The sequence below is a fragment of the Paenibacillus sp. FSL P2-0121 genome (assembly GCF_037975345.1).
GTDB classification, from domain to species: Bacteria; Bacillota; Bacilli; order Paenibacillales; family Paenibacillaceae; genus Paenibacillus_AQ; species Paenibacillus_AQ odorifer.
In genome coordinates, this window is record NZ_CP150245.1 from 5,909,851 (window position 1) to 5,924,234 (window position 14,384).

Genomic DNA, 14,384 nt, shown 5'->3' on the forward strand with positions numbered 1-14,384 from the left:
ACACCCCTATCACCTAGTTTCGTCCTAAGGATTATCTCCTCTATAGACATGACGCCAATATTAATTATTATACATGAATGCCCATCATAATTCATGGTTCCACAGCCAGAGAAAGGTATACCTGCTTATAGGAATTAAAAAAGCGGTATAAGCCCTCTCTGTCCCACGTAAAGTACAAGTAGTTGCTTAAATTTGATCTTCTTAAAATCCGCCTTCCTGCATTAATCTTTATTGTAGGTGGCTCTCGGAGGTGTTTCCCTGTGAAAACTGCGCTGTGGCTGTACCTGTTTCTTTTTCTGGCGTTTTTTGATTTACATGCACAGTATCCTATTCTAACGCCCTTTGCCATCTCTCTTGGTGCGGGACCCGCCTTTATTGGCTGGATGATGGGCATGTATTCGTTAACCCATCTTCCTGGCAATTTGCTCGCAGGCGTACTCGTCGATCGTAATGGCAGCCGCCGCTACATCGTCTTTAGCCTTGTTACTGCGGGAGCCATTCTACTGCTGCAGGCTCATGCTCAGCTTCCGTGGCATTTGCTGATGCTACGAGCAGCAAGCGGGTTCGCGCTCGCCTTCCTCTCTCCAGCGTGCATGACCTTGCTGGCTTCATTATCATCTGATGCTACTGAGCAGGGGAAATATATGTCCGGACATGGTATCGTTCATACCTTAGCTTCAGTGGTATCCCCAGCAGCGGGGGCCTTTATCGTAGCTAAAGCTGGCTATTCCGGCACCTTCACCACATTGGGATGGCTGCTTATCGCTACAGGCATCATGGCTTTTTTCAGTGTACCGGCACCTGCCCGGCGTTTAGTACGCCCTGTAAACTCTGCAGCACCTCCTTTAAAAAAACAGGATCTTCCTTCGGTCCCTATAACCGATGCCAATCCAGTTTCCAAACGTTATTATCTGCTGCCTTTTTTCGTTTCTTGTTCACAAGGGGTTCTGTTCTTTGAACTTCCTCTATCTCAGACCGGAAGTAATAGCATTGTTTCCACAGGCATTCTTTTATCGCTCCTTAGCTTAGGGGCTTTGGTAACACTCAGTTTGTTCTTCCTGAACCGCTTTTCCCCAGGAGGAAGAATAGCCGTGGCCTTGCTAGGAATGGCCCTTTGTTTTTTTGCGCTTGCCTCACTTCACAGCATTCCCGCTTCCGTTATTCTCTTTATGCTGGGTGCAGCTAAAGGAATATTATTTCCTGCAATGGCATCGCTCTTTATTAGTCTAGGTGGACCAGGACGTATGGGACGCACCTTCTCCATGCAGTCGATAGCCATGTCACTAGGCGCATTCGCAGGCCCTGTGGCCGCAGGACAATTAAGAGCCGTTGTTTCACCTTATTTCATTGCCTTTCTATTGCTGATGGTTGCACTATTACTGCTTCCGCCAAAAAATTCAACCAAACTGTCTACCTACTCTTCCAAATGGAATGGGCGGGCCGCATGATTTATTGTTTTTACGACATTTCCCGGGGAATGAAGATTTTCCTGTAGAAACAGTTGTTAAAACTGCTCCTCCTTCGGTAAACTATAATGAGTCTGTAAGTTCAGACTTCATTTCCGGAGGTGATTGTCAGCAAATGTCCATTACGATTATTGTCGAAGGCAAAAACGATCGCAGCAGATTACGACGCGTGCTGGTACCGGAAGTCGAAATCCTCTGTACCTTTGGTACATTAAATACGCTCAAACTCGAGTCCCTGCGACAAAAAGTAGGAGATGGAGAAGTATATCTTTATATGGATAACGACAGTTCAGGCAAAAAAATACGCGGGATTCTCCGCGATGCCTTTCCCGATGCCTGTCACATCTATACACGCCGGGGTTATGCCGGAGTGGAAGGCACTCCAGATGAATACAATATCAATCAGCTTGAAAAAGCGGGTCTGGAAGAGTTCATCATTTACCCTGAACCCATTCCTTTTTGATTCGCGATATATTGCCTAAGAAATTAAAAACGCCTTTTTCGTTATCCTTCAATAAATGGGATTCGAAAAAGGCGTTTCTGTTATGCGGTTATGTTCTATTCACGAGCCAATTCATTCAGCCTATCGGCAAGAAATTCAGGCGTTATGTTATCCGTATCCCCTGCGTCATACAATGCACGGAGACGATTGTCTCGATCAACCAATGCTATGCGATTGGCATGTACGAAATTTTCTTTACTATTCCCTGCAATTAGTACTTTAAAAGAATCAGTTGCCAGCTTACGAATGACTTCCTGATCCCCCCGTAAGAAGTACCAACCCTTATAATCTGCCTGGAAACGGTCCGCAAAGCTTTTAATGGCTTCACGCGTATCATTCTCTGGATCAAAAGAAATGGAGACGAACGCCGTATCTTTTCCAAAGCTGCCATCGTCGACCAGAATTTTCTGCGTCTGAGATAACAGAAACGTAGTTATAGGACATACATCCGGACATTGTGTGAAAAAAAAGTATACCAGCCGCGCCTTACCTTGTGTATCAGCCAGAGTAATCTGGTCTCCATCCACATTTTCAAGTGAAAAGTCCTGCACTTCTCCGATTACCGGCAGTTTTTCTTTTCCTAAATTCAAAGAATTAACTGCCAGATAACCAGCCATTACCAAAGCAAGCAATAGTAGAATCCAGGTCCATTTATAACGCTTAAAGGTCTGCACGGACAATAATACCCTCCCTCTTCTTAACCGTGAATCGTATTCAATACAAGTACGATCAAACTTACCGTTAGGTAGTTAATGGAGAAGAGGAAGTTCTTCTTCGCCCAGACTTCGTCATCTTTTGCTGCAAAGCCCATCAAGGTTATGATTAACCAAGCCAGGGACAGCGCTGTTGAAATCACCAGATAAAAAATGCCTGCATAATCGTAGGCGTACATTAACACTGGAATAGGCAGCAACAGTGCTACATAAGGAATCATTTGAAACTTCGTACGACGTGTTCCTTTGACTACAGGCAGCAGCGGAAATCCAGCGGCTCTATATTCTTCTTTACGTCTAATCCCGAGTGCCCAGAAATGGGGAGGTTGCCACAGAAACAACATCGCAAACATCAGCCAAGCCCCTAGATCAACTGTTCCCGTAACTGCAACGTAGCCAATTACCGGTGGCATAGCTCCAGAGATCGCACCTACTGAAGTGCTCCATGTTGATGTCCGTTTCAACCAAAGGGTGTATACTACAACGTAAACGAACATCCCTACAATCCCGAACAGACCGGCTAAAACTCCGGAAAAAGCAAACAGTACAATCAAGCCCGCAATCCCTAGCCCAATAGCATACAGCAATACGGTTTTGGGTTTCAGTCGTCCTGTAGGAAGCCCCCGATCGCGCGTTCTTTCCATCTTCATGTCCAGGTCACGGTCGAAATAGTTATTAAAAACACAGGCCGAAGCCATAACCAGCATTGTACCGAGCAGAGTCAGAACTAATCTGCCGTATTGAACATCCCAACCTGAAGCCAGCCAATATCCTGCAAAGGCAGCGATGAGGTTAGATCGGATAATACCGGGTTTTGTTACGGTAATGAAATCACGCCAACTTGCACCTTCCGGTGGAGATTTTGCAGACATAGCTGCAGAATCGGAAGAAGCTTGAAATGTTATATGATTATCCACACCAAATGATCCTCCTTCTAAACGAACTTCTAACGTTCTAGCCGAAGCACTAAATAGACTTCGCTGTTAACTTTATCATATCAAACCCGAGGAGACTTTGACAGTCATGGCACAGTATGTTCATGAATTTGACAATTACGTGACAATATTTATTTCCAGCCCGTTAATAACCTAAGCTGTATTTGGGTAATTATTAATAATGTACTTCCGAACAACAAAGGAGAACTGACCAATGGACACCGCTACACATTTAGTTATGGGCATAGGGTTAGCCGGACTTTCATTCGTAGATCCTGTCGTTGCTTCTGACCCTAAACTGGCCGGAGCCGTTATGCTGGCTACGATTTTAGGCTCACAAGCTCCTGATGCCGATACCGCATTAAGACTGAAGGACAATGCAATATATATTCGTAATCACCGGGGAATCACACACTCCTTGCCTTTTCTAATTTTGTGGCCCGCTCTGATTGCCCTAGTCTTAGGGCCTCTGTTTGGATTTACTGATTTGGCAGCTTTAAGCCATGTTGCACTCTGGGGTTTCATAGGCGTAGGCGTGCACGTCTTCTCTGATCTGTTTAACACCTACGGAACCCAGGCCGCCCGTCCATTTACTGAGAAATGGATTGCCTGGAATATCATCCACATTTTCGATCCATTTATTTTTGGCAGCCATATCGCAGCTATTCTACTCTGGATCACTGGGATTGTGCCGCCCAAACCTTTATTTATTACGCTTTATGCCTGTACCATTCTTTATTATATTTGGAGAACGGTTGTTCATGCCCGCCTTACACGAAACATCAAGCTTAAAGATATACACCATAATGCTGGTGAACGTTATATTGTAATCCCTACAATTTCACTTAAACGCTGGAACGTAGTTAAAGTGAAAAAAGACGGCAGCTATGACGTTGGACAGCTACTGAACAACCGCCTGGAATGGTTCAAACATGCGGTCTGCTCGAATCATCCCGCTGTCGAAATATCCAAGTCGCATCCAGATATTCAGTCCTTTCTATATTTCACCTCTTATGCGGTTGCCGAAGTGGAGGAGCTTCCTTCAGGATATATGGTGCGCTGGGGAGACGTTCGTTATTTACACCGCAAACAATACCCTTTTGTGGCTGTATTAGTTATGGATAACCAATATAAACCTTTAAATACTTATGTAGGCTGGCTTAGCAGTGATAAGCTCGACAAACGATTTTCCATCGACCCTGGTTCTTTACGATGAAACTGTAGACTTACTGAGAGATCTATTCTATAATCACAAAAAATCCCGGAGTATTTTATAATACTCCGGGATTCATTTTAGCAGACACGGAAAGGAAGGCTCTTAATGGGTAAAGGACTCTCACTTTGGTTCGCTTGTTCTTCTATTCTTATTCTCACTGCCGCTTCAATCGCGATCAGCTATAGCTTCTGGCTGGCACTTCTGCTTGGTTTTCTTTGCGTAATGAATATTGGCTGGGGATTTATCCTCAAAGCCAGAATTAGACGCAAACAGGAAAGCTTAAGCTCTGACTAAGATTAACGAGCTGGCAGAAAGCCCATCCGCTCTTTTACGCCATTCAACGTCTCAGCTGCAACAATACGTGCGCGTTCAGCACCTTCGGCAAGAATATCAGTGATCGCACCTGAACTGCGAATTTCATGATATCTTTGTTGCAAAGGCTCAAGTGTGGATACAACCACTTCCCCAAGATCCTTCTTAAAGCCACCATACATTTGTCCCTCATAACGATCGGCAATTTGCTGAAGGGACATTCCAGAACATTCCGAGTAAATACTCATCAAGTTACTAATCTCTGGCTTGTTAGCCGGATCAAAGATCACTTCACGTCCAGAATCAGTCGTTGCGCGGCTGATTTTTTTACGGATCACATCCGGCGAATCCAACAGGGCAATATAGCTGCCTGCATTCGGGCTGCTCTTGCTCATTTTTTTAGTGCCATCATCCAGAGACATAATGCGTGCGCCCACTTCAGGGATATACGGTTCAGGAATCGTAAAGAATTCGCCAAAACGGTTATTGAATCGGCCAGCTAAATCACGGGTCAACTCCAAGTGCTGCTTCTGATCTTCACCTACTGGCACAAGATCCGCATTATAAACAAGAATATCTGCTGCCATTAAAGAAGGATATACGAATAGGCCCGCGCCAACTGAATCCTTACCTGATGATTTATCTTTGAACTGTGTCATACGCTCAAGCTCGCCCATTGCCGTCAGCGTAGTCATGATCCAGCCCAATTCCGCATGCTGAGGCACATGAGACTGCATATATACATTCGAACGCACAGGATCAATTCCTGCCGCGATAAAGAGTGCAGCTACAGCTTCAGACTGCTCACGCAGTGCCGCAGGATCTTGAGCAACGGTGATCGCATGCATATCGACAACCATAAAGAAACATTGATGATCGTCTTGCAGCTTCACAAAATTTTTCAGCGCTCCGATATAGTTACCCAAAGTTAGAGAACCGCTCGGTTGTATGCCTGACATTACTTTTTTCAACATAATATAGACCTCCGTTAGATGTGATTTCCAATTTCCGAGAACGCAAAAAAAGCCTCATCCGCAAGGGACGTGAGACCGTGGTGCCACCCTTATTCGCTGCTTAACCTTTGTATAGTCAAAAGGAAACAGCCTTAGTCTTCCGTTAACGGGGAAGATCCGGCCGGTCTACTAGGGCATCTTGCTCCCGTTCAAGCGCGGCGCTCAGGGGTCCATTCATCAGGAGTGTCCTACCGGTTCGCATCAACCACCGGCTTTCTGAAGGTGCATTTCCTGTCTACTTGTCCCCGTCATCACATTCTCATCATAATTTAATGCCTTCATCATAGAACCATAAAGAGAAGTTGTCAAATCACTTAACCACTTCCGCATAAATCTGTTATGATAAGGTTATCCATGTTCTATTCGATTACAGTTACGATAAAGGAGCATATCTCATGAAACAGGTGACCAAAGGGCAGTGGGGCGGTTATGATACTTATATTTTGCACAGCCGCGAACTGGAAGTCACGCTTTTGCCGCGACTAGGAAACAACGTGATTTCATTGTTTGATGTAAAAGAACAACGGGAAATTCTGCGGCGGCCTGATGAAAGCGATCAAGCTTTCTTTATGCAAAAACCTTACCATTTTGGCATCCCGCTCTTAATTCCACCCGGAAGAATTCGTAAAGGAAAATTTCAATTCGAGGGTACAAGTTATCAATTTGACCAGAATACCGCTGGTGACAATCATATCCATGGTCTACACCGGACTCAATCCTGGTGTGTCAGCGATATTGAAGAAGACGAGGACGGTTGTGCAGTCACTACTGAATTCCTTACTGAAGATGATCCGCACTGGATGGAGCAATTTCCCATTCCACTCAAATTCGAAATGACATTCAGGCTTCAGGATGCCCGGCTCAGCCAGACTTTAAAGGTTACAAATCTCGGCGATCATCGTATTCCCTTTGGGATCGGCTATCACACCTGGTTTATGATCGATGGAGAACCTGAACGCTGGAATCTCAAGCTGCCCGTAAACAGCATTTATGAACTAAACGATGAATTGCTCCCTAGCGGCAATCTAATTCCACTTGGTGATCTAGATTCACTAAACTCTGGAATCAACCTCCAGGGAACTAATTTTGATACTGCTCTACGTATTGGTGACAAGCAGCCCGTAGAAGCCTTGCTATTACGCGATGATGGTTATGGTCTTCGTTATACAGCTGACGAGAATCATTTCCGTCACTGGGTCCTGTATACCAAAGGGCCGGCCGATCAATTTCTGTGCATCGAACCTTACACCTGGCTCCCGGATGCTCCTAACGTTTCCGATGACCCTTCCTTCACGGGCTTGCTGAAGGTAGAACCAGGTCAAAGTCTTGAGCTGTCCACTATGCTGGAAATGATCTATCCCGAGAATTAAAGCAGATATACATTATATCGGTCTTCCCTTGCGTTTACGTAAGAGAAGGCCGATTTTTTTGTGCGAGCTTAGTTATTTGGGCTTTCTACCCTTACTTTTAATCGACTAATAATTACCATCCTTAAAACCTTTCGATAGCATGCATGAATTAGCCTCTTAGCGCTCATACTATCTTCACAACGGGCGAAGGAGGTGACACACATGGGTCAAGCAGGTCAAGGTCGTAGCAGCCGTTCCAATAACCTTGTAGTTCCTCAAGCAAATGCAGCGTTGCAACAATTGAAATATGAAGCAGCACAAGAGCTTGGAGTAACGATCCCAGCTGACGGTTATTACGGGAACTACACTTCCCGCGAAACTGGTTCTTTGGGAGGTTACATCACTAAACGTCTAGTACAACTGGCAGAACAACAACTGTCCGGTCGTCAGTAACATCGTTATCTTAAGTGTTTTATCCGGCAGAGGTCTTAAAAAGCCTATTGCCGACTAGCTTTCAAACCTCTCACACTTCTTCTAGAAGCTGTGGGGGGTTTTTCTAATTTATAGCCTATAGTCCCAGCTGCAAACAATTTTTATGTAAAACGTTTAACTTAAAAATTGATCAGCACTCTCGGCGTAAGCATTACGGGGAGATCGAATCATCAGATTCGCCATATTATAATTAGACTCCAGCGTAGCATCTACGATTAGCTTGCCCTGTCTTATAGCGAATTCATAGCTGATCTCACCATGAGTCCAACGGCGTTTGTATTTCAGACTCTCCAGTGCCATTAAACGAAAAGAAGACTGCTGGCTCTCCGTTATTCCTTCCTTCACTTCTGTGAATCCACCCCCCCGACCGGCTAAAGGGTGATGACGTATGCCGAATTTGCCAATGGTATTATTTCGTATTTGCACAAATACGGTACCGGAAGATAGTCCTGATAATTCCTCTTGCAGTTCCCTAAACACCAAATCCATCTGTCTTGCTAATGATAGCTGTTCTGTCTTAAGCATATCTTTCCTCCTAAAAGTTTTGTGAGCTTAGCTTCTTCGAGTTTTCTTCGTCTTATAAATCGAACCCTAAATATTTGGGCTAAGAGTCCGTCGCCACTGCGGGGAATGTTTGGACTTCCAGCCGCTGTTGTCTCCAAATTTCTTGAATTCTTACGCGTATAGCGGGTGAAATTCGGAGACAAAGGCAGTCGCTCTCGCTCTTACAGTTCCAAAATTCCCCTCCGCCACTCCTTCCCCTTTTCCCAAGTTTCTGGTTCGATTTATATCGTTTTGTGAGCTTAGCTACTTCGAGTTTACTTCGTACAAATCGGCTTAGTAAGCGCTTACTTAAGCTTTTTGAGCTGAGCTCATTTGTCTTCCATGCAAGCCTTTTATAAGGCTCAAGGCTCATTATAGACCCCTTAAATACGTCAAACAACATTATTCTACAAAATTGGGTTATTATCCCTAGTAATGCGCAAAATTCATGGATCATTCGTATATTAATTTTTATAAACCGGGGGTTTTCGACATTTAAGCATTAAAAAAAGACCCCTTGACCGGGGTCTTTGCGTGTTCACACTGAAATTCCGTTATTTTTTGCGCACTGAAATTTGTCTTATTTTAGACATTTCATGCTAAATGCTCTGTCATCTCCAAGAACTCGTTGATATCAGCCACAATCAGATCTGTAGCTCCTTGCCAGAAATCCGGTTTTGTCAGATCCACACCCAAATGTTTGAGCACCAAATCCTCCAATGTCATCACGCCGGTATCCTGCAACAAGCTATCGTATTTGTCTGCAAAGGAAGCTCCCTCTTGTAATGCCAGACGATATAAGCCTGTACTGAACATATAACCAACGGTGTACGGGAAATTATAGAAAGGTACATCTGTGATATAGAAATGCAGCTTCGACGCCCAGAAGTGAGGATGGTATTCAGAAAGCACACCACAGAAAGCTTCTTTCTGTGCTTCCACCATCAGAGCGGACAGTTCCTCAGCATTTACAAGACCTTCCTTACGTTTCTCATAAAAGCGAGTCTCGAACAAGAATCGAGCGTGAATGTTCATAAAGAATGCCACACTGTTCTGTATCTTCGTTTCAAGCAGAGCCAGCTTCTCCTCTGCATTGCCCGCAGCTTTAACCTGAGCATCAGATACAATCACTTCTGCAAAGGTTGAAGCGGTCTCTGCAACGTTCATTGCATAATTCTGATTAAATACAGGTTGATCATCAAGCAGGTAGGAATGATAAGCATGTCCCAGCTCATGGGCCAATGTTGAAACATTGGAAGGTGTGCCGCTGTAAGTCATGAATATCCGTGATTCTTTACTCTCAGGGAAGGAAGTACAGAATCCACCAGGGCGTTTGCCATTACGATCCTCAACCTCGATCCAGTTATTATCAAAGGCACGCTCTGCAAACTCAGCCATCTTAGGACTAAATTTACGGAACTGTGTGACGATATCCTTCGCAGCTTGATCATAAGGGATCTTGCCGGAGGATTTGCCTACAGGAGCTTCGACATCGACCCATGAGAGAGAATCCAGCCCCAGCAGCTTGGCTTTACGCTGAAGGTAGGACACAAGTACAGGTTTGCTATTCGTAATCACGTCCCACATTGTATTTAAGGTGTCCTGTGTCATACGATTGATGCTGAGCGGATCTTTCAGAACATCGTCCCAGCCTCTGCCCTTATAGAGCTTCAGGCGGAAGCCTGCTAAGTGATTTAAGGTATCCGCGCAATTATCTGCCGCTTCAGTCCAAGCCTCTTCCCATTTATGGAACATCGTTTGACGCACTTTTGGATCTGGATCATCCAACTTATTAAAAGCTTGACCAGCAGATAGCAGCTTTGTTCCTTCTTCATCCTCAAATGGGATCTTGATCGAGCTCACAATCGTATCATAGTGCCCGCTCCATCCATGATATCCGTCAACAGCTAATTCCAACGCTAAGCTTTCCAGCTCAGGGCTCATCTTCTCACGGGCCAAATCACGGCTCTCGCTCAGTACGAACGTTAAAGGAGCAATCTCTGGACGAGCCATCCACTCAGCCCATACCTTGTCCGTAGTCTGACGAAGGACATTGCTAAATTGCGAGCTGATCCCTTCGAATCCAGCGCGCATGCTTGTCACTTTGGCCGCCAGCCTTACCGCACCCTTGTCCATCTGATTCTGAGCGCCTAGACAGTCTGCGAAGGAAGTGACCTCCACAAGTCTTCCTGAACAGCTCTGAAGCAATGCTATAACCTCATCCAATGCTTTTGTAGACGCAACATCCGTTGGTGCCACAGCATCCTTCACAAAGCCTTGCAAGGATAAAATATCTTTTTCAAGCTTGCTCAAGAACCCTTCTAACTCTGCAGACGAAGAACCCCCCGGAAAAATAGTATCAAGTTCCCAAGTCAGTGATAACGGTTGTTTCATGTGTACTCACCATTCCTTTGCTTTCATTTGACTTTCTTTGTAATTGTCTTAACACCATGGTAAAGTGAATAACGATATCTGAACATTTATAGCCGATAAACTTTAGGAGGGCATCCATATGAAGCCACTACAAATTTCACCGGAAACAGCCATTACGTTATCCAAGCAACTAGGCGTTCCTTTGGAACACTTGATGCATATGCCCCAACATATTTTACTACAAAAAATAGCGGAGCTATCCAAAAAAGAAAATCCCCCACAAACTGAGGGCGAAAATGAAGAGACTCCTTCTGGGAAGGACTCACAATGATTCCATTTAGTCATACCTGGCCTTATGACATCATTCTAGGCGATATGTATGTGCAATACTGTCCATTCTGCAACTCAGAGAATGTGCTTCTGCCTATGAAGCCAAAAGAATTACAAATCGTTCGTGACGGCAAGAAAAAACTGCTCGTCTTCCCCTGCTGCAGCGCCAGTCCTACAGTTATAGATAATGACGGCGATTACCTTTTGTTCGATCGAGCTGTCAGATAAGCAAATCCAAACATTTTCTTTCTACAAAGCGCAGAGGAGAATTTAATTCTCTTCTGCGCTTTTTGTTGTTCGCAAACATTATGAACTTGAAGACAAGCCTTCGATATCAACTTCAACATCTAGAGCCTCAGCACGCATTTGCTCCCGTAAAATAACCCACTGCTCACGTGCCGCTCGAATCATCGCCGCATCCATGATCTTCTGATCATTGATCAGACGGGAGAACCACATTACAGCCACTGAGTATTCTCCGATCCGCCGATTAAGTTCGCCGATCAGGTACATGAGCCGGGCATCATTGCCGGCAATGCCATCTATTTCATAGACCTTAACATACTCGTCCAAAGAATAGCGTAAAAAACGCTTCTCCTGCTCAGTCTCCCCTTGATAGCGATAGAGCCAAGCAATATGATGCAGCAGACTTGCGATAATCCGATCTTTATCGTTAATACTCTGAGCACATAAAAGCGCCAGCTTATAGGTCTCGAGCGCAGTTTCCCAGTCTCGTTTCTCTCCAAAGTCACGGCTCTTCCAGCGTTTTCCTACCTGTTCATTAAATGCCTTACGCTGGCGTTCCGTCAGCTTGTCAGCCGAATTTTCTGTGGAGGCAAACCCGCAATTGGGGCAGACCCGTACAACATAATAATCCGGATTCTCATTTTTATAATACGCGCAGAAATCAGCATCACGCCGAATAGCCTTTTTTAGACTAGGACGTACCCGCGAGGTTGAAAATTCATTTTCACAGTTGCAACACTTGACCTTAATAGAATATAGGGGTATTAACTCTGTCAAGTACTCTCATTCCTTTCAGGATCAACCTGTCCCTTGTTATTCCTGGGGCATGTTAACAAAATGATGTGCAGGACCTGCAAGGCGGCTAAGCACGAATGAACGCAGTGGTTCTTCGACTCCAGTCTCCACCAGTGCCTCTTTCATACATTGTAGCCACTCCTCAGCACGTTCTGGAGTAATAGGAATATGCATATGCCTTGCTCTCATCATGGGATGTCCATGTAATTCCGAATAAAGTGGACCCCCGCCAAAAAACTGTGTCAGGAATTGATATTGCTTCTCCAGAACTGGAGTAATATCTTCAGGGAACAAGGGTCCCAGCTGCGGATGAAGCTGTACCTTGGCATAGAACACTTCCACCAACCGATGTAGTGCTTCAGCCCCCCCTAGATTGTCATATATACTCTCATTTGGATTCATTGAGGTTACCAGCCTTCTTCCATATTAATGAAACGTTACTTATTTTATTATACCAAAGATAAGCATAACACGGATATCCGTCGAAAGTGCTCTCTAAACTACAGAAAAAAGGCGCTAAACTATAGTTCAGCGCCTGAAGAGTAAGGTTAGTAGGTCCTAAATTCCTCATCACCAGGAGGGACGAGAGAGACCCGGATTACATATACAAAAGCACAAACGAGAACTCCGGCTATAACGCTCATCGCCATCACTCCATCCCATTTAATCGTGTAACAGAGGGTGCATTTATTTATTACATAATATCATAATTCCTGCGAAAAAGCACAGATAATTGTAACCGCTTTCTCCATTTTTTTGTGCTGTTTGTCCCTCTTTTTGCATACATCTAACCATAGACCAGGAGGCGTTAATTATGACTTTTAAAAAGATTGGCGGCCCGCTGCTGGGATTCATATTGGCAGGTTGTATGCTGCTTATGTTACTTCATCCTGAAGCATCTCTTGCCGCAGCCTTACGTGGCCTGGCCATCTGGTGGGACGTGCTCTTCCCTTCACTGTTTCCCTTCTTCGTCATTTCTGAAATCATGCTAGGCTTAGGCATTGTCCATCTCTTCGGCGCTTTACTTGATCCACTGATGCGTCCCCTCTTCGGTATACCAGGCAGCGGTGGTTTTGTCGCGGCCATGGGATATGTATCAGGATATCCCGTTGGAGCCAAATTAACCGCTAAGCTGCGGGAGCAGAAGCTGATCAGCAGAATTGAAGGTGAACGCCTTGTAGCATTTACAACCTCCTCCGATCCTATTTTTCTATTAGGGGCGGTATCCGTTGGGTTCTTTCGCGATGCTTCTTTGGGGCTAATATTGGCACTAGCCCACTACGGAAGTGGCTTAATGGTTGGTCTCCTAATGTCATTTCATGGACGTAAGGAACAAAAGACCCCCACCCAAGACCCAACAAAAAGTAGTTCTGACGTCCCCTCTGCTCCAGCAAAACAAGGATTCGGCAGAATACATGCCGCACTCCTTGCGATGTCCGAAGCCCGGCGCAAGGATGGACGTAGCTTCGGGGAGCTGTTAAAAGGAGCGATCCAATCCTCGCTACAGCTTATTATTGTCGTAGGGGGTCTGGTTGTATTCTTCAACGTGCTAATGGAGCTGCTTGCCCGTGCCGGAATCCTGCCCTCACTATTTAGCCTGGCCGGATCTCTCGTCTCCCTTGTTGGAGGGCCTCCCGAATTAGCTCAGGCCTTGATCAGCGGATTATTCGAGGTCACCATAGGTGCCCGTTCTGCTGGTGAAGCCGCTTCTTCCATCCCGCTTCAATTCAAGGTCGCAGCAGCTGCCTTTATTCTCTCTTGGGGCGGATTATCTGTACATGCCCAAGTCGCCAGTATTTTGAACGGTACCGGGCTGCGTTATCTGCCGTTCTTAACTGCGAGACTAATACATGCCGTACTCGCAGCAGGTCTCGTGGTGCTGCTATGGAAGCCTGTGATGGGATCAGGATTGTCTTCTGCCTGGGTCTCTCTGCCAGCCTCCACCGCCTTTACACCTTCAGCCTCTGGTGTCACTGCCAGCCTAGCTCTACTGAGTCTTATACTGGCCGCTGCTCTTCTAGTGTCACTGCTTATTCCTGTCTTTATGGCAATGCTCCGATTGATGCGCCGAAGTTGATTACATATTGTGTTCCGGGGCA

16 protein-coding genes and 1 other annotated feature are annotated in these 14,384 nt (G+C 45.3%); of the genes, 9 read left to right on the forward strand and 7 right to left on the reverse strand.

Annotation, left to right across the window (positions count from 1 at the left end; genetic code table 11):
* Positions 1–260: 260 nt before the first annotated feature.
* Entirely contained in the window at positions 261–1,448 is a 1,188-nt protein-coding gene (locus tag MKY54_RS26055; RefSeq protein WP_076308836.1) for an MFS transporter, read from the forward strand.
* A 133-nt stretch (positions 1,449–1,581) separates the two neighbouring features.
* Complete coding sequence (locus MKY54_RS26060) at positions 1,582–1,929, forward strand: DNA primase (RefSeq protein ID WP_339188430.1); 348 nt, start codon at positions 1,582–1,584, stop codon at positions 1,927–1,929.
* Positions 1,930–2,024: 95 nt separating this feature from the next.
* On the opposite strand, the gene MKY54_RS26065 is transcribed toward MKY54_RS26060, so the two are convergent.
* Positions 2,025–2,642: an SCO family protein gene (locus MKY54_RS26065; RefSeq protein ID WP_036685589.1), complete on the reverse strand. Its 618-nt coding sequence runs from the start codon at positions 2,640–2,642 to the stop codon at positions 2,025–2,027.
* 23 nt (positions 2,643–2,665) lie between these two features.
* Positions 2,666–3,598: a heme o synthase gene (gene cyoE, locus MKY54_RS26070; protein ID WP_036685285.1), complete on the reverse strand. Its 933-nt coding sequence runs from the start codon at positions 3,596–3,598 to the stop codon at positions 2,666–2,668.
* A 232-nt stretch (positions 3,599–3,830) separates the two neighbouring features.
* On the opposite strand from cyoE, the gene MKY54_RS26075 reads away from it, so the two are divergent.
* On the forward strand, positions 3,831–4,832 hold the full coding sequence (locus MKY54_RS26075; RefSeq protein ID WP_076218717.1) for a metal-dependent hydrolase: 1,002 nt from the start codon (positions 3,831–3,833) through the stop codon (positions 4,830–4,832).
* A 105-nt stretch (positions 4,833–4,937) separates the two neighbouring features.
* Positions 4,938–5,126 (forward strand): hypothetical protein, encoded by a 189-nt coding sequence (locus tag MKY54_RS26080; RefSeq protein WP_036685291.1) that lies wholly within the window; start codon positions 4,938–4,940, stop codon positions 5,124–5,126.
* Between the two features lie 2 nt (positions 5,127–5,128).
* Here the strand turns inward: MKY54_RS26080 and trpS are convergent, their stop codons facing one another.
* Positions 5,129–6,115, reverse strand: a complete 987-nt coding sequence (gene trpS / locus MKY54_RS26085; protein ID WP_036685592.1) for a tryptophan--tRNA ligase — start codon at positions 6,113–6,115, stop codon at positions 5,129–5,131.
* 63 nt (positions 6,116–6,178) lie between these two features.
* Positions 6,179–6,418: a binding site (T-box leader), on the reverse strand.
* Between the two features lie 134 nt (positions 6,419–6,552).
* Here trpS and MKY54_RS26090 point away from each other — a divergent pair.
* Together MKY54_RS26090 and MKY54_RS26095 are read left to right on the forward strand one after the other, a co-directional pair.
* A complete protein-coding gene (locus MKY54_RS26090; protein ID WP_076184767.1) occupies positions 6,553–7,527 on the forward strand; it encodes an aldose 1-epimerase in 975 nt (324 codons plus the stop codon).
* 201 nt (positions 7,528–7,728) lie between these two features.
* Positions 7,729–7,959: an alpha/beta-type small acid-soluble spore protein gene (locus MKY54_RS26095; protein ID WP_036685295.1), complete on the forward strand. Its 231-nt coding sequence runs from the start codon at positions 7,729–7,731 to the stop codon at positions 7,957–7,959.
* Positions 7,960–8,112: 153 nt separating this feature from the next.
* Here MKY54_RS26095 and MKY54_RS26100 read toward each other — a convergent pair whose 3' ends face one another.
* A complete protein-coding gene (locus tag MKY54_RS26100; RefSeq protein WP_036685297.1) occupies positions 8,113–8,523 on the reverse strand; it encodes a hypothetical protein in 411 nt (136 codons plus the stop codon).
* Between the two features lie 612 nt (positions 8,524–9,135).
* Entirely contained in the window at positions 9,136–10,935 is a 1,800-nt protein-coding gene (locus MKY54_RS26105; RefSeq protein ID WP_076184769.1) for a M3 family oligoendopeptidase, read from the reverse strand.
* 118 nt (positions 10,936–11,053) lie between these two features.
* On the opposite strand from MKY54_RS26105, the gene MKY54_RS26110 reads away from it, so the two are divergent.
* Positions 11,054–11,245: a YycC family protein gene (locus MKY54_RS26110; RefSeq protein WP_036685305.1), complete on the forward strand. Its 192-nt coding sequence runs from the start codon at positions 11,054–11,056 to the stop codon at positions 11,243–11,245.
* Complete coding sequence (locus MKY54_RS26115) at positions 11,242–11,472, forward strand: hypothetical protein (RefSeq protein ID WP_036685307.1); 231 nt, start codon at positions 11,242–11,244, stop codon at positions 11,470–11,472. Before MKY54_RS26110 ends, MKY54_RS26115 begins: the two co-directional genes overlap by 4 nt.
* 78 nt (positions 11,473–11,550) lie before the next feature.
* Here the strand turns inward: MKY54_RS26115 and MKY54_RS26120 are convergent, their stop codons facing one another.
* The gene (locus tag MKY54_RS26120; RefSeq protein WP_036685310.1) at positions 11,551–12,267 is read right to left on the reverse strand and encodes a DUF2225 domain-containing protein; all 717 of its coding nucleotides are present in this window, start codon (positions 12,265–12,267) and stop codon (positions 11,551–11,553) included.
* A gap of 36 nt (positions 12,268–12,303) precedes the next feature.
* Positions 12,304–12,687, reverse strand: a complete 384-nt coding sequence (locus tag MKY54_RS26125) for a globin (RefSeq protein WP_076134176.1) — start codon at positions 12,685–12,687, stop codon at positions 12,304–12,306.
* 412 nt (positions 12,688–13,099) lie between these two features.
* Between MKY54_RS26125 and ylbJ the strand changes: the two genes are divergently transcribed.
* A complete protein-coding gene (ylbJ, locus tag MKY54_RS26130; RefSeq protein ID WP_036685315.1) occupies positions 13,100–14,362 on the forward strand; it encodes a sporulation integral membrane protein YlbJ in 1,263 nt (420 codons plus the stop codon).
* The last annotated feature ends 22 nt before the right edge of the window (positions 14,363–14,384 follow it).